A 25,559-nucleotide genomic window follows, 5' to 3' on the forward strand; every position below is an offset into this window, starting at 1 on the left:
AGCTCTCTCGGGGTGCACCGCCCCGGTTCGCAGGACGCGATGACGCCAGTGTCCTGGCTTTCGGATCGTCGCTCGCCTCGCCTTCCAGCCTGCTGGCCGTGGCCGATGAGGGTCGCTCCCCGATGACAGTGGCGGGACCGCGCCGGACTCACACCGGCTTCCTGCATCGTCATCGCCTTAACGGCGACATTGTTGCACGGCGCCGCTAATCCAAGCGGTAGCGGATCAACCGCGAGCTGTTGGCGACGACGGCCACCGACGACGCGTTGTGCAGGATCGCGGCCAGCACCGGCGACAGTGCGCCGCCCGCGCCGATCAGCAGCCCGGCAGCATTGACCGCGATGGACATGCCGTAGTTCTGCCGGATCACCTCGACCGCACGCGACCCGAGATCGCCCACATCGAGCAGGCGCCGTAAATCGTCGTTGGCCAATGCGACGTCGGCGGTTTCGACGGCGACGTCGGTTCCGGCCAGCCCCATGGCGATTCCGATGTCGGCGGCCGCCAGCGCGGGAGCGTCGTTGATGCCGTCGCCGACCATCCCGACAACATGCCCCTCGTCCTGCAACTGGCGTACCACTTCGAGTTTGTCCTCCGGCAACACCTCGGCCCGCCACTCGTCGATGCCCAAGTCGGCGGCAACCACCTTCGCGATCTCCGGGTGGTCGCCGGTGAGCATGACGATGCGGCGAATACCATTGCCCCGCAACTGCTGTAAGACATCGGTGGCCTCGGAGCGCACTTCGTCTCGCAAGCTGATCAGTCCCACCAGGATGCCGTCGACCGCCAGCAGCAGCGGCGTTTCGGCCTGCTTGCGCAACTTGTCCACCCAGTCGGCCGCTTCGGTTGACACCGCCACGTTTTCGGAGCGCAGCAGCGACGGGCTGCCCAGCAACAGCGTGCGACCGTCGGCCCAGGTCCGCATGCCCAGGCCGACCAGCACCTCGCATTCCTCGTGCGGCGGAATGATGATGCGGCGTTCCTCGGTGGATCGGATCACCGCCTCGGCAAGCGGATGCCGGGAATGCAGCTCCGAGCTGGCGGCATAGGCCAGGACCTGCTCGGGTTGCCAATCTCGGTGGATGGCAATGATGTTGGTGACGACCGGACGGCCGACAGTGAGCGTTCCGGTCTTGTCGAACACGATGGCGTCCACCCGGCCGGCCTGCTCGAGGTGTGAACCGCCCTTGATCAGGATACCGCGACGAGCACCGTTGCCGATCGCCGCGCTGATCGCTGTCGGTGTCGCCAGCCCCACGGCGCACGGGCATGCGATGAGCAGCATGGTCATCGCGCGTCGCACATCTCCGGTGACCGCCAGGGTGATCGCCGAGACGATGAACGAAATCGGAACGAAGCGGCGGGAGAAGTTCTCGCCGACGGTTTGGATTGGCGCTCGATCTTGTTGCGCCTCTTCGACTCTGGTGACGATACGGCCGATGGCTGTTTCGTTGCCGACCGCGCGGGCGCGCACTACCAAACGCCCGCGCAGCACCACCGATCCGGCATGCACGTCAGAGCCGGTGACGATGCTGACCGGCAGGGTTTCGCCGGTGATTGCAGACTGGTCGACTACCGCCTCGCCTTCGACCACTTCGCCGTCGACCGGTATCGCCACGTGGTCGTAAATCACCACGTCGTCTCCGACCTGCACGGTGTCGATCGGCACCTGCACCTCGTTGCCGCCGTCCAGCCGTATCCAGGCGGTGTCGGCGGTGCCGCGCAGTAGATCCGAAATGGCCCGTCGGGTCCGTCGCAGCGTCAAATCTTGTAGATACTCACCGATATTGAGCAGCCACAGCACCGTGAGCGCGACGACGTTCTCGCGCAGCACCAGGCTGGCGACCGTCGCCGCGGTCACCAGCGCATCGGTGCCGGCACGGCCGGACCGCAGCGATCGCAGCGCGCCGCGCAGGAAGGGATAGCCCATGAACACCGTTGCGCCGGTCGCAACCAACTGGCCGCTCGAACCCAGCAGCGGCGGCCGATTGAAGACGTAGCGGCGCACCCCGAGCAATGCCAGCGCCGCGCCGCCGACCACCATGCGCAGCACCTCGGTGTTGCGGACATCGGCCGAGCGTGGCGTGCGTGCGGGAATCAGTTCGGCCGCAACGTGTTCGGCCGAGTCGATCGCGACAAGCACCGCCGAGCGGTCGCAGCGTTTCGGCGAATACCACACGACGACCGAGCCGGTGTGCGGGTAGGCGTGCACCGCCCGCACCCCGTTCTGCTTGTCAACCGCCTCTTCCACCGCGACGGCGCGCCGGGAGTTCGACCGCACCCACGGGACCTGCACCCGCATCCGCCCGGCCGCGTCGGAAATGACGGCAAGGTCAGTCATGACCAAAGATCAGTGTTCGTGGTCGCCGTGGTCGCCGATCGCCGGCGGCGGCGCCTCTTCACCGATGCGCTCGCGCGCCTCGGCCACCACGTCGGCCACTTTGAGCCGGGCCGACTCCGCTGCCTCCTCGGCGCGCCGCGTTCCGCGCAGACTCCACTCGGTCGCGGTGACCGCGGCGTTGTGAACCGGCGCCGAGCCCAGCGCTTTGCGCAACGCTTCGTAGGCACTTACCCCGACCAGCCCGGTGACCACCGTTCCGGCCGCTTTCCCGAGTAGCCCGTGCACCAACATCGCCACACTCCATCCTGTCGGGGCTGTCCGCTTCCGACGTTAACATAGAAATATTGCGATACCAATATATGTAGGTCGAAGGCTAGTCGAGAACACGGGTGACTTTCTCGGTCTCCACCTTGCGTGGCAGCGCCGCGGCATCCGGGTTGGCGACCTGCACCAGCGACCCGCCGGCCGCCAAGATCGCCAGCAAGCGGTCGACCAGTTCAGCTGGCTGCTCCCACGGCGCGGTCGCAAGTACCCGGTCTGCTCCCGTCAATCCCCGCGCTGCAGCGGAGCTTTGACAGTCGGCGAAGATGTCGTCGGCTGATCGGCCCGCCAGAGCGGGGCCCGGGTGGCGCTCGGCGACGATCTGGTCGCCGTGGACGCGCACCGCGGTCGCGTAGTCGGTGACGCCGACCGGCAGGTCGGGCACCGGGCGGCCGAACGGATCCAGCGACAGCACCGCCACCTCCGCGGCGCCGGTGCTGTCAGCCTCGTCCAGCCGGGCCGCGGTGCACAGCGCGATGTCGGCCTCGGGCCCGTCGAGCAGGGCTTCGGCGCCGATCCACCACACGCCGAACAACGCCGCCGCGGTCTGCCAATGGGCCGGCAGCAACACCGCCACCCGGCTGCCCGGCCCAGCGCCCAGCTCGTCGCGCAGCAGGTTGCCGGTCTTGGCGGCCCAGTTGGCCAGTGTCACCGCCGAGAGCTCGATGCGCTCGCCGGTGGCGTCGTCGTAGTAGGTGATGCGCGGGCCGACCGGGTCGGCGCGCAGCATCGGGTCGAGAATCGCCTCGCTGAGGTTGATCGCTTTAGTTGACACACTCCGGATTGTCCGACCCGGCGGTCAGGATCGGCGACGGCGGGGGAGCGGTACTGTCGCTTGTGCCGGCGTTCGATGCCGCCATCGGCATCACGCCGCCGTCGAGCCCGGAGCCCGGGCCGGTGTAGTCGTTGGCCAGCACCACCCGCACCGACCCCGGCGGCACCGAGGTATTGGCGATGACCGGCAGCCCGCCGAGATCTTTCGCGACCGCCTGCGCGCCCAAGTCGTCGGCCTTGGCGGCTTGCACCTGACTGCCCGTCACATGTCCGGCGTCGTTGTTGCCGACGCTGCCACTGTTGAAACCTTTGGACGCCAACACATCTGAGACTGCCGCTGCCAACCCGTTGATGTCGGTGTCGTTGAGGACGTTGGCGGTGGTCTTGGAGGGTGTGTAGGCGATCTCCTCGGTTTTGCCCTCGTCTTGGTCATGCAGCAGACCGGCGACCCAGTCCTGAACCTGATGCGGATTCACCCGCACTACGCTGTGCATGCCGTCGTCACTCCAGCCCGCCTCGTCGAGCACCGGAATGGTGGCGAAGGCCACGTTCCCGCCGGCGAGCTTCTCCAGCTGTTGCACGAAATCCATGATGTCCCAACCGGAAGACAGCACCACCGAGCGCTGAATGGCGCCTTGGAGCCGGTCCAGCGTGGCCGGGCTGGACAACGTCTTGCCGGAGATCACCTGATGGGCCAATGACGCCATCACCACCTGCTGGCGCACCACCCGGTCGAGGTCACCGCGCGGTAGGTCGTGGCGCTGACGGACAAAGCTCAGCGCTTGCGGGCCGCTGAGCTTCTGCCAGCCGGCCGGGAAGTCGGCGCCTGAAAGTGGTTCGTACACTGGCTCTTTGAGGCAGACGTTCACTCCGCCGAGTGCATCGGTGATCAACGCGAAGCCCAACAGCCCGATTTCCGCGTAGTGGTCGACCGTGACGCCGGTGAGGTCTGCAACGGTCTTGATCAGGGCCTCGCGCCCGGCTTCGGTTCCGCGGCTCTCGGCCTCGGCCGCGTCGATCCCCGATTCGACGAGAGTGACCCTCTTTTCTTCCTTGACTTGGCCGTAGACGCCGTTGATTTTCGTCTTGCCCAGCCCGGGCGCCTGCACATAGGTGTCGCGCGGAACCGAGATTGCGGTGGCGGACTTCCCGTTGTTGGGCACCCGCACCAAGATGATCGTGTCGGTGTTGGTGGCGACCTCGTCGCCGGCCCGAAGCGTCGCCAGTTCCTCGGCGCTCAACGGGTTGCCGTGGGCGTCGGCGCGGCTGTCCATGCCGACCAGCAGGATGTCGATCGCGCCATCGTCGCCGCCCTGGCCCAGTGAGGGAGCGAAGACGTGGTAGATCCCGTCCTCGAATGACCGGATTCTGCTCCACGCCACCCCGGTGCCGAGCACGACGACGACGGCCATCACGGTCGCAACCACACGAACCACGCGTTCCGCAGGCATCACAATAGATTACTTACGCCACAGCCGTATCGCTGGTAGCCGAGGCTTCGGCGTGGCCGGGCCGTGCCAGACTTGTGACCGTGCGCAGCAGGATCGTGATCACTGGGGCCGGCGGGCAGGTCGGCAGGTTGCTGGCAGAACAGGCCGGCCAGCAGGGACGCGACGTGCTGGCGCTGACTTCGTCCCAGTGGGATATCACCGACCCGGCCGCTGCCGACCGGTTCATCGAACGCGGCGATGTCGTTGTCAACTGTGCGGCCTACACCGATGTCGACGGAGCAGAAAGTGACGAGAAGACCGCGCATGCGGTCAATGCGGAAGGCCCTGAGCACCTGGCGCGAACGTGCGCGCGAGTGGGCGCGCAACTGGTCCATATCTCCACCGACTACGTGTTCAGTGGCGACTTCGGCGGCTCGGCGCCGCGCCCCTACGAGCCCGGCGATCAGACCGCACCGCTGAGCGTGTACGGACGTACCAAACTGTCCGGCGAGCTGGCCGTGCTGTCGGCGTTGCCGGAGGCCACCGTGGTGCGCACCGCCTGGGTCTACACCGGCGCAGCCGGCAAGGACTTCGTCGCCACCATGCGCCGGCTGGCCGGCGGCGATCGCACCCTGGAGGTGGTCGACGACCAGATCGGCTCACCGACCTATGCCGGTGATCTGGTGGGTGCGTTGCTGCAGGTGGTCGACGGACGGGTGACCGCCCCGGTGGTGCACGCCGCCAACCAGGGCGCCGTCTCCCGGTTCGAGCAAGCCCGCGCGGTGTTCGAGGGGGTGGGGGCCGACCCCGAACGCGTACGCCCGGTGAGCAGCGACCGGGTGCCGCGGCCGGCGTCCCGACCGCCCTACACCGCGCTGTCCAGTCGAGCCTCCGCGCAGGCCGGGCTCTCACCGCTGCGGCCATGGCGGGAAGCGTTGAGCCAAGCGCTGTCCGTGCCCGTGGACGCCTGACCGTTACCCTCTACGCGTGAGTGACGTCCTGCCGGTCGTGACGGTGACCTATTCGCCGGGCCCGCACCTGGACCGCTTTTTGGCTTCGCTGTCGCTGGCCACCGAGCGGCCGGTGAGCGTGCTGATGGCCGACAACGGCTCGACCGACGGAGCGCCGCAGGCGGCGGTCGAGCGGTACCCGAACGTGCGGATGTTCTCGACGGGCGCCAACCTCGGCTACGGCAGCGCGGTGAACCGCGGGGTCACCCAATTGGGCGACGGTGAGGAATGGCTGATCGTGGCAAACCCGGATGTGCAGTGGGGCCCGGGCAGCATCGACGCCCTGCTGGACGCCGCCGCCCGGTGGCCGCACGCGGGGACGCTGGGCCCGCTGATCCGCGAACCGGACGGGTCGGTGTATCCGTCGGCGCGGCATCTGCCGAGCCTGGTCCGTGGCGGCATGCACGCCGTCGTCGGCCCGCTGTGGCGCAACAACCCGTGGTCGACGGCGTACCGCCAGCAGCGGCTGGAGCCCACCGAGCGGGCGGTGGGCTGGCTGTCGGGGGCGTGTCTGCTGGTGCGCCGCGCGGCCTTCGATCAGATCGGCGGCTTCGACGAGCGCTACTTCATGTACATGGAGGACGTCGACCTGGGCGACCGACTCGGCAGGGCCGGCTGGCTGAACGTCTACGTCCCGTCGGCCGAAGTGCTGCATCACAAGGGCCACGCCGCCGGACGCGATGCGGCCCGCAACCTGGTTGCCCACCACGAAAGCACCTATAGATTCCTCGCCGACCGGCATTCTGGGTGGTGGCGCGCCCCGCTGCGCGGGGCCATGCGGAGCGGGTTGAAGGTGCGTGCGCGGCTGCAGGTGCGTAGCTCGCGGCGCAACCTGAAAGAAGGATGACAGTGGCGAACCCCCAAGTCGATGCGGTTGTGCTGGTCGGTGGCAAGGGCACCCGACTGCGGCCGCTGACCCTGTCGGCGCCCAAGCCGATGCTGCCGACCGCTGGGCCGCCGTTCGTCACCCACCTGCTGTCGCGGATCGCCGCGGCCGGTATTGAGCACGTCATCCTGGGCACTTCGTATCAGCCGGCGGTGTTTGAGGCGGAGTTCGGCGAAGGCTCCGAACTTGGTTTGCAGATCGAATACGTCACCGAAGACCAGCCGCTGGGCACCGGCGGCGGAATCGCCAACGTCGCGCCGCGGCTGCGCCATGACACCGTGATGGTATTCAACGGTGATGTGCTCTCTGGCGCAGACCTGGGGCAGCTGCTGGATTTCCACCGCGCCAACGAGGCCGATCTGACTCTGCATTTGGTCCGGGTCTCCGACCCCCGGGCGTTCGGCTGCGTCACCACCGAAAACAGCAGAGTAACCGCGTTTTTGGAGAAGACACAGGATCCGCCGACCGACCAGATCAACGCCGGCTGCTACGTGTTCTCCCGCGAGACCATCGACCGGATTCCGCGCGGCCGGGAAGTCTCGGTGGAACGCGAAGTGTTCCCGGCGCTGCTCTCCGACGGGGTGAAGGTGTGCGGCTACGTCGACACCAGCTACTGGCGGGATATGGGTACGCCGGAGGATTTCGTGCGCGGCTCGGCGGACCTGGTGCGCGGCATCGCACCGTCGCCGGCGCTGCGCGGGCATCGCGGCGAACAATTGGTGCACGACGGCGCGGCGGTGTCGCCCGGCGCGCTGTTGATCGGCGGCACGGTCGTCGGGCGGGGCGCCGAGATCGGCCCTGGCGCCCGGTTGGACGGCGCGGTGATCTTCGACGGAGCGCGGATCGAGGCAGGCAGCGTGATCGAGCGCTCGATCATCGGCTTCGGCGCCCGGATCGGCCCGCGAGCGCTGATCCGCGATGGCGTGATCGGCGACGGCGCCGACATCGGCGCCCGCTGCGAGCTGCTGCGCGGCGCCCGGGTGTGGCCCGGAGTCTCGATCCCCGACGGCGGAATTCGCTACTCGACCGACGTCTAGGTGCCATCTTCACCCGACGGTCCTGCCAAAAAGTTCGAGTCAGTGAAGTCTGCTATACTCGAACATATGTTCGATGAGGCGGCGCGGGTGGCGGTGATCGCTCGGTTTGATGAGCTGTTCGAGCGGCGCCATCCCTCGACCACGCCGGAGTCGAGTGCGCTGGTGGAGCGGATCTGTGCGTCCTCGCGGGCGGAGAACCAGGCAGCGGCCGCGCAGCTGACCGCGATTGGGGAATTGTTCGGTTACCGGTTGTCGCGGTGCTCGAACACCGAAGAATGGGCCATTGATACTGAAGAGGCGGTGACGGCTGAGGTGGCCGCGGCGCTGCGGATCAGTCAGGGGCTGGCGGCAAGTCGGCTGCGGTATGCCCGGGCCATGCGCGAGCGGCTGCCGAAGGTGGCAGCGGTGTTCAAGGCCGGCGATATCGACTATCGGGTGTTTCAGACGATTGTGTTTCGCACCGATTTGATCACCGATCGCGACGTGTTGGCCGCGGTGGATGCGCAGTTGGCCGTGAATGTGCCGCGTTGGCCGTCGATGACGCAGGGTCGCCTTGCCGGGCAGGTCGACAAGATTGTGGCCAGGGCTGACGCCGATGCTGTGCGGCGGCGCAAACAGCGCCAGGGTGATCGAGACATTTGGATCGGCGATGCCGACTCGGGTATCTCGGAGATCCATGGGAGCCTGCTGACTGCCGATGCGCATGCTCTCGACCAGCAATTGGATGCGTTGGCTGCCACGGTGTGTGAGCACGATCCGCGGACTCGCGATCAGCGCCGTGCTGATGCGTTGGGTGCCCTTGCGGCACGGGCTGATCGACTGGGCTGTCGTTGTGGGCGGCCCGATTGTGCCGCTGGAAAGCAGCCTGCTGCATCACCTGTGGTGATCCATGTGGTCGCCGAGCAGGCCGCGATCTCGGGCAGCGGCTCGGCAATGGCTTCCGAGGTCGGGGCCGATGGGCTGATCCCACCTGAACTGGTTGCGGAGCTGGCTAAAACGGCCAAGCTGGTGGCGTTGGTTCACCCGGGCGATGCGCCACCCGAGCCGGGGTATGTGCCGTCCAAGGCGTTGGCGGATTTTGTGCGGTGCCGGGATTTGACGTGTCGCTGGCCGGGCTGTGACCGGCCGGCAGGCGATTGCGATCTCGACCATACGATCCCGTATGCCGTTGGCGGGCCGACGCATGCGTCGAATCTCAAATGTTATTGCCGCACTCATCATTTGGTGAAGACGTTTTGGGGTTGGCGCGATCAGCAGTTGCCCGACGGCACCCTGATTTTGACGTCGCCTTCGGGTCAGACCTATGTCAGCACTCCGGGCAGTGCGCTGCTGTTTCCCAGCTTGTGCCACTCCACCGGCGGCATCTCGGCGATCGAAGCCGATCTCCCGGATGACTACTGCGGCGAGCGCAGCGCGATGATGCCCAAACGCCGCCGCACCCGCGCCCAAAACCGCGCCCACCGCATCGCCGCCGAACGCCGAGCCAACCACGAGGCACGCACAGCACGGCGAGGCGAGCGCATGAGCTACTTCGGACTGCCCCCACCCGACCCAAACGACGAACCACCACCGTTCTGAGTTGAGCCCACGCTCGAAGCCCGGGCGACCAAATACGCCAGCGCGGCGTCGCTGCCTACGGGCAATGCGTCGGCCGGCCACCACCGCAGGTCCTCTGATTCGTCGCTGAGGACGATCTGCGCGTCGGGCGGCGCGTGTGCGACGAACTCCAGGTCGAGATGGCGGGTCGGCACGCCCAGCGAGCAGGTGACCGGATGTACATGCACGGCAACGAGATCGGGTGCAAGCCGCAGGCTCGCGACACCGGATTCCTCGGTAGCCTCGCGCAGCGCCGCAGCGAGAATGTCGTCGTCGCTGTCCTCGCAGTGCCCGCCCAGCTGAACCCATCGGCCCAGCCGCGGATGCAGGGTGAGCAGCACCTGGGCGCCGGACTGGTCGAGCACCAGCGCTGAGGCTGTGACGTGCCCGGGCACGCACTCGCGGCGGCAGGCGTCCTCGCGGGCATACAGGAAGGCGAGCACGGCATGCCGCAGTGCGTCCTGCGCCGGATCCGGCGCCTGCCAATCGGACAGCAGCGCGATCGCGGAGTCCCGCACGCTCACTTGCGCACCAGCAGATCGGCGACGGGTACCGGATCTTTGGGCTCCTGCGGCTGCGCCGGGTAGCCAATCGCGATGGCGCCCAACGGCTCCCAATCGCGCGGAAGTCCCAGCTCGTCGCGAACCAGGTCGGCGGCAAAGATCGTCGAGCCGATCCAGCAGCTGCCCAGCCCGCGTACCGCCAAGGCGACCAGCAGCCCTTGCACCGCCGCGCCCACGGCGACAGTGAACATCGTCCGCTCGGCATCGGTGCGGGCAGCATCGGGGTAGCTGTGCGCGCCGTCGGGGGCCAGCATGGGGACGATGACTTCCGGAGCGTCGTAGAGGATCTGGCCGCGCGCCACTCGCCGCTCGATGGCATCGGCGGGCTTGCCGTCACCGGCCAGGTCGGTGCGCCACTTGTCGCGCATGCGGTCCAGCAGGCGGGTGCGGGTCGACGGAGTCTGCAGCCACACGAACCGCACCGGCCGGGTGTGGTGGGGAGCGGGTGCGGTGAGCGCCTCGGCGACAGCGGCCTCGACGAGGTGCGGCGGTACCGGCTCGTCGGCGAACTGGCGTACCGAGCGGCGCAGCAACTGAGCCTGCCGGCGGCCCTGCTCCAGCGCTTCGGCGGTACCGAGCCAAAACAGGTCTTCGGTGCCCGGCCGAACCAATTGCCGCGCCGTCGTGCCGTCGTCGAGTATGGGCAGGCCGCGCACCACGGCCACGGGGATCGCGGTCAGCTTGCCCTTGACCAGATCGGCGGCAGCCGCGATCTCGTCGGCGACGGCGACCTCGGTGACGACCAGCTCGTTGCCGTGCGGGTCGACGGCGCCGGCATAGTTGTGCAGCACCGCCAAACCCGCCGAGCCGACGGTGGCGTCGATCTGCCCGTTGCGCCAAGCGCGACCCATCGTGTCAGTGATCACCACGGCGACGGTGATTCCCAGCCGCTCATGCAGTTGGGTGCGCAACGCCGCGGCGCTGGCGTCGGGGTCGATGGGCAACAGCGCCAGCTCCGCGACGCCGACGTTGGAGCCATCCACGCCCGCAGCGGCCTGCACCAGCCCCTGTCGGTTTTCGGTGATCAGTGTGCGGCCCTTGCGGGCCAGTACTCGCACCGCCTCGCTGTCGACGAGCTTGCGCCGCAACGTGTCCCGCGCATCGGGGTCATCGGGCGCTGGGACCAGTCGGCCCTCGCATTTGGACACCACCTTGCTGGTGACCACGACCACGTCGCCGTCGCGCAGCCAGGGTGCGGCCGCGGCGATCCCGGCGCTCAAATCGTCGCCCGGGCGGAATTCGGGAAGACCGGGGACGGGCAGGATTTCGACCGCCGACGCACTGCCGTGCTCGCGAGCGCTGCGCTGCTCTGGCTTGTCGTCGGGGGTCACGCCGCCACGCCTGCGAGTTCCAAACCGGCGCTGACCATCTGCGCCGTCGCATCGGGATCGGCCATCAGCAGTGGTATCGAGCGCACCGCCACACCGTCGATGTCGGCATGGTCACCGTCGTGGATCAGCCAGCAGTCCAGGATGCCGGTACCTGCGCGCGAGCCGTAGTGCCGACCCACCGCCTCGGCGGTGGATGGCACGCCGATGACGGTCAGACATTCATGAGCCATGCCGCGCAGCGGTTTTCCTCCGACGATGGGGGAGTAGCCGACGACGGGAGCACTGGTCGACCGCAACGCGCCACGGACACCGGAAATAGCAAGGAGGGCGCCGATGCTCACCACCGGGTTGGACGGCGCCAGCAGGACGATATCGGCATCGGCGATCGCATCCGCGACTTCGGTTGTCGCCTGAGCCTTTTCGGCGCCAACAAAGGCGAAGCTGTGGGTGGGCACCTGGGCGCGGTAGCGCACCCACCACTCCTGGAAGTGGATCGCACGTTGATTGCCGTCGCTGGGATCGGTGATGACCACATGGGTTTCGCAGCGGTCGTCGCTGACCGGCAACAGCGTTGCGCCCGGTTGCCACCGGTCGCACAGCGCGGCGGTGATCTGTGACAGCGGATAGCCGGCCCGCAGCATCTGGGTACGCACCAAGTGGGTCGCCAAATCGCGGTCACCGAGCTCGAACCAGTCCGGCTGCACGCCGTAGCGCACCAGTTCCTCCTTGGCGTGCCAGGTTTCGTCGCGATGACCCCAGCCGCGCTGTGGGTCGACACCGCCGCCCAGGGTGTACATGCAGGTGTCCAGATCCGGGCAGATACGCACGCCGTGCATCCAGGCGTCGTCGCCGATGTTGACGATTGCGGTCAGTTCGTGCTGATCGCCTGTCGGCCCGGGGGCGAATTGGCCCAGGCTCAGCAGCCGTTGCACACCGATGAGGAAGCGGGCGCCGCCGACCCCGCCAACGAGAACCGTGACCTTCACATCGCACGACAGTACGCGCGACGAGGAGGCCCGCCGAACAGCGGCGTGAGGCGCGCACGGCGAGGTGGTCGGGTCTTCGGAGAAGCGTCGCCGACCCACCCGGGCCCGACACGCGGAGGGTCAACCGGGGCAGTGCCATCAAAAAATGGTCACGAGATGATATGGAATTCCGTCCAATCGCTTGACCTGCGGTGCTAACACGTGTGTAATCTCATCAGTGTCATTTCCCGGTTAGCCGGCCGGATTCGGTGTCGCAGACCGAGATTCGATCGTTTGTTCGAATCGAGATGGCCGCACATCAAAACAGTGGCGACATTCACGATCAACGAAACCAGGTGAGGAGGCGGAGCATGTCCTATGAACACCTTCGGGGCCTAATGGGAAGCACACCGCACACCACTGTCGGCTCGGCGATGATGGGGGCCACCGCACGACCCCATTTGAGTTTGGTGCCCGAAGCACCGGAAGTCTTTGAGCCGACGCCGGTTACACCCGACCAATGGCAAGACCGCGCCTTGTGCGCGCAAACCGACCCCGAGGCGTTCTTTCCCGAAAAGGGCGGCTCCACCCGCGAAGCCAAGAAGATTTGCCTGGGCTGCGAGGTGCGCACCGAGTGCCTGGAATACGCCTTGGCACACGACGAGCGCTTCGGCATCTGGGGTGGCCTTTCCGAACGGGAACGCCGCCGCCTCAAGCGCGGGATCATCTAGCAGCGCGTGGCTACTCGTCGTCGATCGTCGGGTCGATGACCGAGGGCTCGACGTCCAGATAAGTGGCCACCTGCGCCACCAGAATCTCGTGCAGCAAGTCGGCCAGCTCGACAGTGTCTTTCGCTCGCCGCTCGATCGGCTTGCGGAACAATACGATCCGCGCCCGGGTGGCACTGCCCCGCACGTCGACACCGGCGGGGATCAACCTGGCCAGTGCGATGGGCCCGTCAGCGACTACCTCGGGCGGCCACTGCACGCTGGCGGGATCTTTGGCCGAGATCCGCGGGATCTCGTCGACCGCCACGTCGAGCCCCGACAACCGCTCCTGCCAGCGGCGCTCGATCGGCTCGTAGGCCTCGAGCACCGCCATATCGAACCGCTCGCCGCGCGTGCGCCATCCCGGCACCGTCGGCGGCAGCAGAGGACCGCGCATATCGCGACCGCGGCGGGAAACCGGTCTGCGTATCGACCGGCCGGAGCTGCGCGAATCGCTCACGCGCCGATGGTAACGGTTGGGAATCGCGTCCGACCGCAATGCGCGTGTCCGCCGCTGTGGGGGCCTTTGGGCGCGATAGCCTTCCGAACGTGAATCTTCCGCGTCGCTGCTGTCGGCCGGGGTGCCCGCACTATGCGGTGGCGACGCTGACGTTCGTCTACTCCGACTCGACGGCGGTGGTCGGCCCGCTCGCGACCGCGCGTGAGCCACACTCCTGGGACCTGTGCGTCAGCCACGCCAGCCGCATCACCGCGCCGCGTGGGTGGGAGCTCGTCCGGCATGCCGGCCCGCTGCCCATCTATTCCGACGACGACGACTTGATCGCGTTGGCCGAAGCGGTGCGCGAGGGCCGCGAGGTGGTGGCGAGCGGACCGCCGGTCAACGGGTTTTCCGAGGCTCACAACGGCGGTGTGTCGCCCGCGGTGGCCGACGGCGGCGTGCTGGCGTCGACCGTGCAGCGGCCCACCGGCACCGGGCGCCGGCGCGGTCACCTGCGGGTGCTTCCAGACCCCGCTGATTAATACGATCGATCCTCCGCACGCTTCCGGACCGACCCGGCCTGCATCGTCGCCGGGCTAAGCTGACGGCCAAGAGTCCCCATAGTCAGGAGCCTTTTCATGTCTCGGCCCGCCGCGGCTGTCAACCGTGTGATCAAGGCTTATGACGTGCGGGGCTTGGTCGACGACGAGATCGACGAATCGTTTGCCGCCGACGTCGGCGCAGCCTTCGCCAAGCTGGTGCGCGACGACGAGGCCGGCCGGGTCGTCATCGGCTACGACATGCGGGACAGCTCACCGTCGTTGGCGGATGCCTTCGCGACAGGGGTCACCGAGCAGGGTCTGGACGTCGTCCGCATCGGTCTGGCATCCACCGATCAGCTCTACTTCGCCTCCGGGATGTTGGACTGCCCCGGGGCGATGTTCACCGCCAGCCACAACCCGGCCGCCTACAACGGCATCAAGATGTGCCGGGCCGGGGCCAAGCCGGTCGGTGCCGAAACCGGGTTGACCGCCATCCGCGACGATCTCGTCGCCGGCGTCCCGCACTACGACGGCGCGCCGGGCAGTATCGCCGAGCAGGACGTGCTGGCCGACTACGGCGCCTTCCTGCGCTCGCTGGTAGACACCTCCGGGCTGCGTCCGCTGCGGGTCGCCGTCGACGCCGGCAACGGCATGGCCGGCCATACCGCGCCGGCGGTGCTCGGCGCCATCGAGTCGATCACGCTGTTGCCGTTGTACTTCGAGCTCGACGGCACCTTCCCCAACCACGAGGCCAACCCGCTGGACCCGGCCAATCTGGTGGACCTGCAAAAGTATGTGCAGACCAGCGGGGCCGATCTCGGCCTGGCCTTCGACGGCGACGCCGACCGGTGTTTCGTGGTCGACGAGTGCGGCCGGCCGGTGTCACCGTCGACAGTGACTGCACTGGTCGCCGCACGGGAGCTCACCCGAGAAATCGGCGCCTCCGTCATTCACAACTTGATCACCTCCCGCGCGGTACCCGAATTGGTGGTGGAGCGCGGCGGCACACCCGTGCGCTCCCGGGTCGGGCACTCCTACATCAAGGCCCTGATGGCCGACACCGGCGCGATCTTCGGTGGCGAGCACTCCGCGCACTACTACTTCCGCGACTTCTGGGGTGCCGATTCCGGGATGCTGGCGGCGCTGCATGTGCTGGCGGCACTCGGCGAGCAGCAGCGGCCGCTGTCGGAGCTGACCGCTGACTACCAGCGGTACGAATCCTCCGGCGAGATCAACTTCACCGTCGCCGACGCCGCGTCGGCCACCGAGGCGGTCCTGAAGTCTTTCGGCACGCATATCCACTCCATCGACCACCTGGACGGGGTGACGGTGGACCTGGGCGACGGCAGCTGGTTCAACCTGCGCAGCTCCAACACCGAGCCGCTGTTGCGGCTCAACGTGGAGGGCCGCTGCGCCGAAGACGTCGACGCGGTGGTGCAACAGGTCAGCGCTCAAATCAACGCCGACATCGCCGGGCAGACATAGGCCGTCCCGTGAACGCGACACACGCCACCATCGACCTCGACGACACCGACGCCCTGATCGCCGCCGACCACGACGGGCTGCTGAGGGCGGCGTCGATGGCGGGCGCGCAGGTGCGCGCGACGGCCGCTGCGATCGACGAGGGCGCCCTGGATCCGGTGCGCGGCGACGATCGTCCCCGGACGGTGATCTGGGTGGCCGGCCGCGGCACCGCCGAGACCGCTGGCAGCCTGCTCGCCGCGACGCTGGGCCGGTCGGCCGCCGAGCCGATCGTGCTCGCCGCGGAAGCCCCGCCCTGGGTCGGCGCGCTCGACGTGCTGGTCGTGGCCGGCGACGACCCCGGCGATCCGGCGCTGGTGGGCGCCGCCGCCACCGGCGTTCGCCGCGGTGCGCGGGTCGTGGTCGCGGCACCCTACGAAGGCCCGCTACGCGACACCACCGCCGGGCGGGCGGCGGTGCTCGAGCCACGGTTGCCGGTTCCCGAGGAGTTCGGCTTGCCCCGGTACCTGGCCGCCGGCCTGGCCGCGTTGCACGGCGTCGACGCCGGCCTGCGCACCGACTTGGCTGCGCTGGCCGACGAGCTGGACGCCGAGGTGTTGCGCAACAGCGCCGGGCGCGAATTGTTCACCAATCCGGCCAAGGCACTGGCCGCGCGCATGTCGGGACGCCGTGTCGCGCTGGCCGGCGATTGTGCGGCGACGCTTACGCTGGCCCGGCACGGGTCTTCGGCGCTACTGCGGACGGGTCACCAGGTGGTCGCCGCGACCGGCCTGGCGGATGCGCTGATCGCGGTACGCACCGGGCTGCCGTCCGGATTCCGGGATCCGGCAGACGCGCTGTTTCACGACGACCAGATCGACGGGCCGTTGCCCGACCGGCTGCGGGTGCTGGCTCTGACGCTGGCCGCCGAGCGGACGGTGGTCGCGGCCAGAGTCGGCCGCCTCGAGGACGTCGACGTCGTCGGCGCGGGGGATGTGCCCGACGCGTCCGAAGCGGCCGGCGGGCCGTCGAGCCCGCTCGGCCCGCAGCGGCCCGAGCACCAGCTGGCAATATTGGCTGTTCGGTTGGAGATGGCCGCGGTTTACCTGCGCCTGCTGGGGGAATAGACGACAGAAGTGGAACTACTACGGGGAGCGATACGGACGTACGCCTGGGGCTCGCGTACGGCCATCGCCGAATTCACCGGACGACCGGTCCCGGCCGCCCATCCGGAAGCCGAGCTCTGGTTAGGTGCACATCCGGCCGACCCGGCCTGGCTGGCGACAGCAGGCGGCGAAACCTCGTTGTTGCAAACATTGGTCGCCGACCCCGACGGCCAACTCGGCTCGGTGGCCCGGGCGCGGTTCGGCGATGTGCTGCCGTTTTTGGTCAAGGTCCTTGCGGCTGACGAGCCGCTGTCGCTGCAGGCCCATCCCAGCGCTGAGCAGGCGGCCGAGGGGTACCTGCGCGAGGAGCGGCTGGGCATTCCGGTGTCGTCACCGGTGCGCAACTATCGCGATTCCAGTCACAAACCGGAGCTGTTGGTGGCGCTGCAGCCGTTCGAGGCGCTGGCCGGGTTCCGTCCGGCGGCGCACACCATCGAACTGCTGCGGGCATTGGCGGTCTCCGACCTCGACCCGTTCATCGAGCTGCTGAACGACCAGTCCGACGCCGATGGTTTGCGCGCGCTGTTCACCACCTGGATCACCGCCCCGCAGCCTGACATCGACGTGCTGGTGCCCGCAGTGCTCGACGGCGCTATCCACTACGTCAGTTCCGGCGCAACGCAATTCGCCGCCGAAGCCAAGACCGTGCTGGAGCTGGGTGAGTGTTATCCCGGCGACGCCGGTGTGCTGGCCGCGTTGCTGCTCAACCGCATCAGCCTGGCGCCCGGCGAGGCGATCTTTTTGCCGGCCGGCAACCTGCACACCTATCTACGTGGCATCGCCGTGGAGGTTATGGCCAACTCCGACAACGTGTTACGGGGCGGCTTGACGCCCAAACACGTCGACGTGCCCGAATTGCTACGGGTGTTGGATTTCACGCCCACCACCGAAGCGCAGCTGCGGCCGCCGACGCACCGCGACGGGCTGGCGCAGGTTTACGACACCCCGAGCGATGAGTTCGCGGTGTCGGTGCTGACCCTCGATCACGATTACCTCGGTCACGAGGTCGACGCGCCGTCGCGCCACGACGGTCCGCAAATCCTGCTGTGCACCGAGGGCCGCACCACGGTGCACGGGAAAACCGGGGTGTTGACGCTCGAACGCGGCGCAGCCGCTTGGGTGGGCGCCGATGACGGGCCGATCCGACTTGTCGCTGACCAGCCCAGCAAGTTATTCCGGGCGACCGTCGGCCTGTGAGCGAGGCCGGTAGCACCCGTGCGATTCTGGCCGCGCTGGCCGCCAACGCCGGCATTGCCGTCGCCAAGTTCTTCGGATTTGTGATCACCGGCAGTTCCTCGATGCTCGCTGAGGCGGTGCACTCGGTGGCCGATACGTCCAATCAGGCACTGCTGCTGTTGGGGCAGCGCGAAGCGCGCAAACAAGCCGACGCCCTGCACCCGTTCGGCTATGGCCGCAGCCGGTACTTCTGGTCGTTCGTCGTGGCGTTGGTGTTGTTCACCCTCGGTGCGGTATTTGCCCTCTACGAGGGCTACCACAAGATCGCTCACCCCACCGAGCTCAATTCCCCGGTGGTGGCGCTGATCATCCTGTTCGTGGCAATCATGTTGGAGACGTTCAGTTTTCGCACCGCCATGAAGGAATCACGGCCGCTGAAGGGCGACGCGAGCTGGTGGCGTTTCATCCGCAACTCCCGCAATCCCGAACTGCCGGTGGTGTTGCTGGAGGACACCGGTGCGCTCATCGGGTTGGTGTTCGCGCTGGCCGGTGTCGGCTTGACCGTCGCCACCGGTGACCCGGTCTGGGACGGGATCGGCACCATCGGCATCGGGCTGCTGCTGGGCCTGATCGCGATCATCCTGATGGTCGAGATGCACAGCCTGCTGATCGGCGAAGGCGCCACCATTGCCCAAACACAAGCGATCCGGGCGGCGCTGGAGTCAACCGAGCACGTCGATCGGCTGATCCACCTCCGTACCCAGTACCTGGGCCCCGACGAGCTGCTGGTGGCGGCCAAGATCGCGGTGGGCCCGCACGTCGAGTTGGCCACGGTCGCGGCCACCATCGACGCGGCCGAGGCCAACATCCGGGCGGCGGTGCCGGCTGCGCGGGTGATCTACCTCGAACCCGATTTGGATCGCACGCTTTCCGGGTAGCCCCGACCCCGGGCTTGCCGGCGCTCGGTCAGCCAAAGTCGCATGTTGTGTCGGATCGCGCGGCCGACGAGTCGCGCCGAGGGCACCATGTAGAGGCTGTCGAGCAAGGAGAATCGGCGCAAAAACCATTCGGCCAGAACGGGATCCGTCTCGGCGGCGCCGAGGAACTGGTCGAACAAGTTACCGATCGGGCGATACCAGCGCGGCATCGGGCCGCCGGCGTGATGGAACGAATAGTCGCCGATGGCGTTCATCGTCCACACCGGGAAGGTGGTCTTGGCGGTGGCCCGGTTCAGTTCGCTCGCCACATCGCCGTCCGGTTGCTGCAGCGCCCGGCGAAGGTGGCCGGCCTGCAGCGACGTCATCGTCATCCCTTGCCCGTAGGTCGGGTCGAAGCTGGCTACCGCATCCCCGAGCGGGACGATCCCCGCCGGGAAGCGGTCGAGCTTGTCATAACGGCGCCATCTGCTGGTCGGGAAGCGATGGAAGGCCATCTCGCCGATTGGTTCGGCCTGGTCGAGCGCGGCGGTGAATTCGGCGGGCAGCAGCTTTTTGGCAAGCGCCAGCATTTCGGAAAAGTCATGCGGTGGTTCGGCTTTGGCTACGCCGAAGGTCGTCAGCATCCAGGTCCCATCCTCGTAACCCAGCATGCCCAGCCCGAGCGGCTGCCGGCGGGATGCGCCGGCAACGACCACCCGTTCCCGGATGACTGCATCGGGCAGGCGGAACTGGTGTGAGGCATAGCCGATGCCGACGTCGACCACGTCCTCACGCGGCCGCTGATATCCCCACTGCTCCAGCCACACCGGTAGCCGGGTGCCCCGGCCCGCTGCGTCGACGACGAGGTCGGCGGCGACTTCGGTCGGGTCATCGTCGCCCGCTACCAAGACGCCGGTCACCCGTTGCGCGGCAGCATCGAAGCGTGGTTCGCCGACTGCGCGTCGCTGGATCTCGACGTTGCCGATTTCGCGCACCCGGCGCCGGATCTGCCATTCCAGTTGCGGCCGGCTGGGTACATAGGCGGTGAACTCGTCGCGCAGGGTGTGGCCGGTTCCCAGCACATGGCCGGCGGCGCCGAAGTAGATGCAGTCCGGCCGGTTTTCCAGAATCGGCACCCCGGCGGCCACCATGTCGTCGAGCAGACCCGGGAACAACGCCTCGAATTCCACCGCGCCGCGCGCCATCAGCAGGTGCACATGCCGGCCCTGCGGGACCGCCGAGCGGTTGGCGGGCTCGCTGGGCATCTCGTCGCGCTCGAACACCGTCACCCGGTCATAGAAATCCGAGAGCACCCGCGCAGCGCAGAGCCCTGCGATGCTGGCCCCGATGACGGCTGCATGCCGCCGTGTGCTGTCCCCACCCATTAACCGCAGCGTACTCGGTACTGTGCCGTCAGATCGTGGGGAAAGGATGGGGGCATGGCCGGTCGATGGCGCACCAAATCGGTCGAACAGTCGATCGCCGACACCGACGAGCCGAGCACCAGGTTGCGCCGAGATCTGTCCTGGTGGCATCTGACCGTCTTCGGGGTCTCGGTGGTGATCGGCGCGGGGATCTTCACCGTCACCGCCTCGACAGCGGGCAACATCACCGGTCCGGCCATCTGGGTGTCGTTTTTGATCGCCGCCACCACCTGCGGATTGGCGGCGCTGTGCTACGCGGAGTTTTCCTCGACGCTTCCGGTGGCCGGCAGCGCCTACACTTTCTCCTACGCCACCTTCGGTGAGTTCCTGGCCTGGGTGATCGGCTGGAACCTGGTGCTGGAGTTGGCGATTGGCGCCGCTGTGGTGGCGAAGGGCTGGTCGAGTTACCTGGGCATGATCCTCGGATTCCAAGCGGGCGTGGTCATCTTCGATTCGGTCATGCTGGACTGGGGTGCGCTACTCATCGTCGCGCTGGTGGCCACGTTGCTTGCGTTGGGCACCAAGCTCTCATCGCATTTCTCCGCCGTCGTCACTGCGATCAAGGTCGGCGTGGTGGTGTTGGTCGTGATCGTCGGAGCGTTCTACGTCAAACGCGCCAACTATTCACCGTTCATCCCGCCGCCCGAAGCCGAGCACGCCGGAACCGGTGTCGACCAGTCGGTGTTGTCGCTGCTGACCGGTGCACAGAACAGCCATTACGGCTGGTACGGCGTGTTGGCCGGGGCATCGATCGTGTTCTTCGCGTTCATCGGGTTCGACATCGTCGCCACGATGGCCGAGGAGACCAAGCACCCGCAACGCGATGTCCCGCGCGGCATCTTGGCCTCGCTGGGAATCGTCACCGTGCTCTATGTCGCCGTGTCGATCGTGCTGTCCGGGATGGTGCCGTACACCGTGCTTCGGGACCGCCCTGATGGCCGGCACGCCAACCTCGCCACTGCGTTCACCGCCAACGGCGTGCATTGGGCCTCCAACATCATCTCCGTCGGGGCGCTGGCCGGCCTGACCACCGTGGTGATGGTGCTGATGCTCGGCCAGTGCCGGGTGCTGTTTGCGATGTCACGCGACGGGTTGCTGCCCCGACAATTGGCCAGGACCGGCCCGCGAGGCACCCCGGTGCGCATCACCGTGGTGGTCGCACTGCTGGTGGCGTTGTCCGCCTCGGCGTTTCCGATGACCAAGCTCGAAGAGATGGTGAACGTCGGGACACTCTTCGCCTTCGCACTGGTGTCGGCCGGTGTGATCGTGCTGCGTCGGACCCGACCGGACCTGCCGCGCGGCTTCCGCGCCCCCTGGGTGCCGTTGCTGCCGATCACGTCGGTGTGTGCGTGCCTGTGGCTGATGCTCAACCTGACCGGGGTGACCTGGATCCGGTTCGGCGTGTGGATGGCCATCGGCATCGTCATCTACGCCGGCTACGGGCGTCGGCATTCCGTCGTGGCAATCCGCGAGGCCGAAGCCGCCAACGTCCAAGTGGCCGCTAGCACCGCCGGGCCCTAGGCACTAGTTTTACAAAATAGGCCTTTGTGTCTAGACAAGAGACACGCGAGCAGTTAGTGTCAATCTCAACGTGCTCTGATCCACAAGGAGGGATTGACGATATGACCGCCGGACCCGGCCTCGACACGATGGTGTGGCAGGACAAAAAGCGCTACCTCTGGCTGCTCGGGCTGATCGCTCCGACCGCGTTGTTGGTGATCCTGCCCCTCGTGTGGGCGATGAACCAGGCCGGTTGGCGGGCCGCCTCGACGGTGCTGTTCTGGATCGGGCCGATCCTGGTCTATGTGGTGCTGCCCCTGCTCGACGTGCGCTACGGGCCCGACGGGCAAAACGCGCCCGACGACGTGATGGAACGGCTGGAGAACGACAAGTACTACCGCTACTGCACCTACGTCTACATCCCGTTCCAGTACCTTTCCGTCATCGTCGGCGCCTATCTGTTCACCGCGTCGGACCTGAGTTGGCTGGGTTTCGAGGGGGCGCTCAACTGGCCGGCCAAGATCGGTTTGGCGCTGTCGGTCGGCGCGCTGGGCGGTATCGGCATCAACACCGCCCATGAGATGGGACACAAGAAGGACTCGCTGGAACGCTGGCTATCCAAGATCACCCTGGCGCAGACCTGGTACGGGCACTTCTACATCGAGCACAACCGCGGCCATCATGTGCGGGTGGCCACCCCGGAAGACCCCGCGTCGGCCCGCTTCGGCGAGACGTTCTGGGAGTTCTTTCCCCGCAGCGTCATCGGCAGCCTGCGTTCGGCTTGGCGGCTGGAAGCACAACGGATGCGTCGGCTCGAGAAGAGTCCGTGGCACCTGTCCAACGACGTGCTCAACGCCTGGCTGATGTCGGTGGTGTTCTGGGCGGTGATGCTCGCGGTCTTCGGGCCGGCGCTGATTCCGTTCGTGATCATCCAGGCGGTCTACGGATTCTCGTTGCTGGAGTCGGTCAACTACCTCGAGCACTACGGTCTGCTGCGACAACAACTTCCGAATGGTCGCTACGAGCGCTGCACGCCCGAACACAGCTGGAACTCCGACCACATCGTGACCAACCTGTTCCTGTATCACCTGCAGCGGCACAGCGATCACCACGCCAACCCGACCCGGCGCTACCAGACGCTGCGCAGCATGGCTGAGGCGCCGAATCTGCCCAGCGGCTACGCATCACTCATCGGGCTGACCTACTTCCCGCCGCTGTGGCGACGGCTGATGGACCACCGGGTGCTGGAGCACTACGGCGGCGACATCACCCGCGTCAACGTGCAGCCGCGGCTGCGGGAGAAGATGCTGGCTCGGTATGGGGCGGTGGCGTGATGGCGTCGTACCGGTGCCCGGGCTGCGGCTACGTGTACGACGAAGCCAAAGGCGTTGCCCGGGAGGGCTTTCCGGCCGGCACGCCGTGGGACCGCGTTCCCGACGATTGGTGCTGCCCCGACTGCGGCGTTCGCGAGAAAGTCGATTTCGAGATGGAGGTAACCCAATGAGCGACTACAAGCTGTTCGTCTGCGTGCAGTGCGGCTTCGAGTACGACGAGGCCAAGGGCTGGCCGGAAGACGGCATCGCCCCCGGCACCCGCTGGGACGACATCCCCGAGGACTGGAGTTGCCCGGACTGCGGTGCGGCCAAGTCCGACTTCGACATGGTGGAGATCGCGCGCTCGTGACAACTACCCTCACGCATGTGAAGCAACGGGTCCCGTACGCCGAGGCGTCGCGGGTCCTCTTGCGCGATTCGGTGCTCGACGCGATGCGCGAATTGCTGGGCACCCGTGACTGGTCGGCCATCACGCTGGCCGACGTGGCCGGCGCTGCGGGCATCAGCCGGCAGACCATCTACAACGAGTTCGGGTCGCGCCAAGGCCTGGCGCAGGGCTACGCGCTACGACTGGCCGATCGGTTGGTCGATGCCGTCGCCGACGCGATTTGCTCCAACGTCGGCGACATCTACGCCGCATTCCTGCAGGGCTTCCGCAACTTCTTCACCGAGTCGGCCGCCGACCCGCTGGTCATATCGTTGCTCACCGGCGTCGCCAAGCCCGATCTGCTCCAGATCATCACCATCGACAGCGGCCCGATCATCACCCGGTGCTCGCAGCGGTTGACGGCCACGTTCCAGCACAGCTGGGTCAAAGCCAGCGAGGAAGATTCCGGGATACTGGCACGCGCCGTCGTGCGGTTGGCCATCAGCTATGTGTCCATGCCGCCGGAGGCCGATCATGACGTGGCAGCCGATCTGGCCAGGCTCTTCACGCCCGCCGCTGAACGCTACGGGGAGCTCGGCTAGCGGGCAGGTGGGCGCACGGCGCACTGGAGCAATAGGGTTAGGCGGGACCGACTGAACCCGGCATTCGCGCGCCGGCTGCATCGGACTAATGTGTATGCAAGCTAACTAGTTGAACAGACGAGGATTGGGCCCTAGATGACGACCACCGAAAACGCGCTGAGCGCCGACGTTCGCAACGGCATCGAATACAAGGTGGCTGACCTGTCGTTGGCGGAGTACGGGCGCCTGGACATCGAGCTCTCCGAACAGGAAATGCCGGGGCTCATGTCGCTGCGCCGCGAGTACGCCGAAGTGCAGCCGCTCAAGGGGGCACGCATTTCCGGCTCGCTGCACATGACCGTGCAGACCGCGGTCCTCATCGAGACCCTCGTCGACCTGGGCGCCGAAGTCCGGTGGGCGTCGTGCAACATCTTTTCTACTCAGGACCACGCCGCAGCAGCCGTGGTCGTCGGCCGCCACGGCACCCCCGAGGAGCCGAAGGGCATCCCGGTGTTCGCCTGGAAGGGCGAGACGCTCGAGGAGTACTGGTGGGCGGCCGAGCAGATGCTCACGTGGCCCGATGAGCCGGCCAACATGATCCTCGACGACGGCGGCGACGCCACCATGATGGTGCTACGCGGTGCGCAATTCGAAAAGGCCGGTGTGGTGCCGCCCGCCGAAGACGACGACCCCGCCGAGTGGAAGGTCTTCCTGAACCTGCTGCGTCGTCGTTTCGAAACCGATAAGGACAAGTGGACGAAGATCTCCGAGTCGGTCAAGGGCGTCACCGAAGAGACCACCACCGGCGTGCTGCGGCTCTACCAGTTCGCCGCGGCCGGCGACCTGACGTTCCCGGCGATCAACGTCAACGACTCGGTGACCAAGTCCAAGTTCGACAACAAGTACGGCTGCCGGCACTCGCTGATCGACGGGATCAACCGCGGCACCGATGTGCTCATCGGCGGCAAGAAGGTGTTGGTCTGCGGTTACGGCGACGTCGGCAAGGGCAGTGTCGAGTCGCTGGCCGGTCAGGGCGCGCGGGTGACCGTCACCGAGATTGACCCGATCAACGCGCTGCAGGCTTTGATGGAAGGCCACGACGTCAAGCGAGTGGAGGACGTGATCGGCGAGGCCGACATCATCGTCACGACCACCGGCAACAAGGACATCATCACGCTCGAGCACATGAAGGCCATGAAGGACAAGGCGATCCTGGGCAACATCGGCCACTTCGACAACGAGATCCAGATGGCCAGGCTGGAGAAGTCGGGCGCCACCAAGACCAACATCCGCCCGCAGGTCGACCTGTGGACGTTCGGCGACACCGGCAAGTCGATCATCGTGCTCTCCGAGGGCCGGCTGCTGAACCTCGGTAACGCCACCGGTCACCCGTCGTTCGTGATGAGCAACAGCTTCTCCAACCAGGTGATCGCTCAGATCGAGCTGTGGACCAAGAACGACGAGTACGACAACGAGGTGTACCGGCTGCCCAAGCACCTCGACGAGAAGGTGGCCCGCATCCACGTCGAGGCGCTCGGCGGTGAGCTCACCAAGCTGACCAAGGAACAGGCCGAGTACATCGGCGTCGACGTCGAGGGCCCCTACAAGCCGGACCACTACCGCTACTAAGC

Annotated in this window: 25 protein-coding genes and 1 riboswitch; of the genes, 16 read left to right on the top strand and 9 right to left on the bottom strand. The window is 67.2% G+C overall.

What is annotated here, in order from left to right; genetic code table 11:
* Window positions 1-26: 26 nt before the first annotated feature.
* Window positions 27-217, bottom strand: a riboswitch (cobalamin riboswitch).
* From ctpC to AC5Y42_RS15670, 4 genes are all read right to left on the bottom strand, one after another.
* Window positions 206-2,341, bottom strand: a complete 2,136-nt coding sequence (ctpC, locus tag AC5Y42_RS15655) for a manganese-exporting P-type ATPase CtpC (protein ID WP_499899393.1) — start codon at window positions 2,339-2,341, stop codon at window positions 206-208. (Overlaps the previous riboswitch by 12 nt.)
* Before the next feature lie 9 nt (window positions 2,342-2,350).
* The gene (locus AC5Y42_RS15660; RefSeq protein WP_499899636.1) at window positions 2,351-2,632 is read right to left on the bottom strand and encodes a DUF1490 family protein; all 282 of its coding nucleotides are present in this window, start codon (window positions 2,630-2,632) and stop codon (window positions 2,351-2,353) included.
* 82 nt (window positions 2,633-2,714) lie between these two features.
* On the bottom strand, window positions 2,715-3,392 hold the full coding sequence (locus AC5Y42_RS15665; protein ID WP_499899639.1) for a TIGR03089 family protein: 678 nt from the start codon (window positions 3,390-3,392) through the stop codon (window positions 2,715-2,717).
* Between the two features lie 34 nt (window positions 3,393-3,426).
* Window positions 3,427-4,890, bottom strand: a complete 1,464-nt coding sequence (locus tag AC5Y42_RS15670) for an LCP family protein (protein WP_499899395.1) — start codon at window positions 4,888-4,890, stop codon at window positions 3,427-3,429.
* 77 nt (window positions 4,891-4,967) lie between these two features.
* Between AC5Y42_RS15670 and rfbD the strand changes: the two genes are divergently transcribed.
* The 4 genes from rfbD (at window position 4,968) to AC5Y42_RS15690 (ending at window position 9,377) form a co-directional block, all read left to right on the top strand.
* Window positions 4,968-5,837, top strand: a complete 870-nt coding sequence (rfbD, locus tag AC5Y42_RS15675) for a dTDP-4-dehydrorhamnose reductase (protein WP_499899396.1) — start codon at window positions 4,968-4,970, stop codon at window positions 5,835-5,837.
* A 16-nt stretch (window positions 5,838-5,853) separates the two neighbouring features.
* Window positions 5,854-6,723 (top strand): glycosyltransferase family 2 protein, encoded by an 870-nt coding sequence (locus AC5Y42_RS15680; RefSeq protein ID WP_499899398.1) that lies wholly within the window; start codon window positions 5,854-5,856, stop codon window positions 6,721-6,723.
* Window positions 6,724-6,725: 2 nt separating this feature from the next.
* A complete protein-coding gene (gene manB, locus AC5Y42_RS15685) occupies window positions 6,726-7,799 on the top strand; it encodes a mannose-1-phosphate guanylyltransferase (RefSeq protein ID WP_499899399.1) in 1,074 nt (357 codons plus the stop codon).
* 66 nt (window positions 7,800-7,865) lie between these two features.
* Complete coding sequence (locus AC5Y42_RS15690; RefSeq protein WP_499899401.1) at window positions 7,866-9,377, top strand: HNH endonuclease signature motif containing protein; 1,512 nt, start codon at window positions 7,866-7,868, stop codon at window positions 9,375-9,377.
* On the opposite strand, the gene AC5Y42_RS15695 is transcribed toward AC5Y42_RS15690, so the two are convergent.
* Genes AC5Y42_RS15695 through cofD form a run of 3 tightly spaced genes read right to left on the bottom strand, consistent with a single transcriptional unit; the run spans window position 9,326 to window position 12,275 of the window.
* Window positions 9,326-9,919, bottom strand: coding sequence for an NUDIX hydrolase (locus tag AC5Y42_RS15695; RefSeq protein ID WP_499899403.1), 594 nt, complete (start codon window positions 9,917-9,919; stop codon window positions 9,326-9,328). The genes AC5Y42_RS15690 and AC5Y42_RS15695 overlap by 52 nt on opposite strands.
* Window positions 9,916-11,289: a coenzyme F420-0:L-glutamate ligase gene (locus AC5Y42_RS15700; protein ID WP_499899405.1), complete on the bottom strand. Its 1,374-nt coding sequence runs from the start codon at window positions 11,287-11,289 to the stop codon at window positions 9,916-9,918. The genes AC5Y42_RS15695 and AC5Y42_RS15700 overlap by 4 nt, the downstream gene beginning before the upstream one ends.
* Window positions 11,286-12,275: a 2-phospho-L-lactate transferase gene (gene cofD, locus AC5Y42_RS15705; RefSeq protein ID WP_499899407.1), complete on the bottom strand. Its 990-nt coding sequence runs from the start codon at window positions 12,273-12,275 to the stop codon at window positions 11,286-11,288. The genes AC5Y42_RS15700 and cofD overlap by 4 nt, the downstream gene beginning before the upstream one ends.
* A gap of 377 nt (window positions 12,276-12,652) precedes the next feature.
* Here cofD and AC5Y42_RS15710 point away from each other — a divergent pair, with 377 nt between their 5' ends.
* Window positions 12,653-12,985 (top strand): WhiB family transcriptional regulator, encoded by a 333-nt coding sequence (locus AC5Y42_RS15710; protein ID WP_499899641.1) that lies wholly within the window; start codon window positions 12,653-12,655, stop codon window positions 12,983-12,985.
* A 10-nt stretch (window positions 12,986-12,995) separates the two neighbouring features.
* Here the strand turns inward: AC5Y42_RS15710 and AC5Y42_RS15715 are convergent, their stop codons facing one another.
* Window positions 12,996-13,418, bottom strand: coding sequence for a metallopeptidase family protein (locus AC5Y42_RS15715; protein ID WP_499886231.1), 423 nt, complete (start codon window positions 13,416-13,418; stop codon window positions 12,996-12,998).
* A 152-nt stretch (window positions 13,419-13,570) separates the two neighbouring features.
* Here AC5Y42_RS15715 and AC5Y42_RS15720 point away from each other — a divergent pair, with 152 nt between their 5' ends.
* From AC5Y42_RS15720 to AC5Y42_RS15740, 5 genes are all read left to right on the top strand, one after another.
* Entirely contained in the window at window positions 13,571-14,002 is a 432-nt protein-coding gene (locus tag AC5Y42_RS15720; RefSeq protein ID WP_499899409.1) for a DUF3499 domain-containing protein, read from the top strand.
* A 96-nt stretch (window positions 14,003-14,098) separates the two neighbouring features.
* Window positions 14,099-15,487 carry a phosphomannomutase/phosphoglucomutase gene (locus AC5Y42_RS15725; RefSeq protein ID WP_499899411.1) on the top strand — a complete coding sequence of 463 codons (1,389 nt, stop codon included), beginning with the start codon at window positions 14,099-14,101 and terminating at the stop codon, window positions 15,485-15,487.
* An 8-nt stretch (window positions 15,488-15,495) separates the two neighbouring features.
* Entirely contained in the window at window positions 15,496-16,590 is a 1,095-nt protein-coding gene (locus AC5Y42_RS15730) for a TobH protein (protein WP_499899413.1), read from the top strand.
* Between the two features lie 9 nt (window positions 16,591-16,599).
* Window positions 16,600-17,826, top strand: coding sequence for a mannose-6-phosphate isomerase, class I (manA, locus tag AC5Y42_RS15735; protein ID WP_499899415.1), 1,227 nt, complete (start codon window positions 16,600-16,602; stop codon window positions 17,824-17,826).
* Entirely contained in the window at window positions 17,823-18,743 is a 921-nt protein-coding gene (locus AC5Y42_RS15740) for a cation diffusion facilitator family transporter (protein ID WP_499899417.1), read from the top strand. The genes manA and AC5Y42_RS15740 overlap by 4 nt, the downstream gene beginning before the upstream one ends.
* Here AC5Y42_RS15740 and AC5Y42_RS15745 read toward each other — a convergent pair.
* The gene (locus tag AC5Y42_RS15745; RefSeq protein WP_499899419.1) at window positions 18,704-20,107 is read right to left on the bottom strand and encodes an FAD-dependent oxidoreductase; all 1,404 of its coding nucleotides are present in this window, start codon (window positions 20,105-20,107) and stop codon (window positions 18,704-18,706) included. The genes AC5Y42_RS15740 and AC5Y42_RS15745 overlap by 40 nt on opposite strands.
* A gap of 54 nt (window positions 20,108-20,161) precedes the next feature.
* Between AC5Y42_RS15745 and AC5Y42_RS15750 the strand changes: the two genes are divergently transcribed.
* From AC5Y42_RS15750 to ahcY, 6 genes are all read left to right on the top strand, one after another.
* Window positions 20,162-21,667 carry an amino acid permease gene (locus tag AC5Y42_RS15750; RefSeq protein ID WP_499899421.1) on the top strand — a complete coding sequence of 502 codons (1,506 nt, stop codon included), beginning with the start codon at window positions 20,162-20,164 and terminating at the stop codon, window positions 21,665-21,667.
* 101 nt (window positions 21,668-21,768) lie between these two features.
* Window positions 21,769-22,980, top strand: a complete 1,212-nt coding sequence (locus tag AC5Y42_RS15755; RefSeq protein ID WP_499899423.1) for an alkane 1-monooxygenase — start codon at window positions 21,769-21,771, stop codon at window positions 22,978-22,980.
* Window positions 22,980-23,150, top strand: coding sequence for a rubredoxin (locus tag AC5Y42_RS15760; RefSeq protein ID WP_499899425.1), 171 nt, complete (start codon window positions 22,980-22,982; stop codon window positions 23,148-23,150). The genes AC5Y42_RS15755 and AC5Y42_RS15760 overlap by 1 nt, the downstream gene beginning before the upstream one ends.
* On the top strand, window positions 23,147-23,329 hold the full coding sequence (locus tag AC5Y42_RS15765) for a rubredoxin (protein ID WP_499899427.1): 183 nt from the start codon (window positions 23,147-23,149) through the stop codon (window positions 23,327-23,329). The genes AC5Y42_RS15760 and AC5Y42_RS15765 overlap by 4 nt, the downstream gene beginning before the upstream one ends.
* A complete protein-coding gene (gene alkX, locus AC5Y42_RS15770; protein ID WP_499899429.1) occupies window positions 23,326-23,949 on the top strand; it encodes a TetR family transcriptional regulator AlkX in 624 nt (207 codons plus the stop codon). Before AC5Y42_RS15765 ends, alkX begins: the two co-directional genes overlap by 4 nt.
* Before the next feature lie 135 nt (window positions 23,950-24,084).
* A complete protein-coding gene (gene ahcY, locus AC5Y42_RS15775; protein WP_499899431.1) occupies window positions 24,085-25,557 on the top strand; it encodes an adenosylhomocysteinase in 1,473 nt (490 codons plus the stop codon).
* Window positions 25,558-25,559: the final 2 nt, after the last annotated feature.

Source organism: Mycobacterium sp. NGS48, from assembly GCF_059812585.1.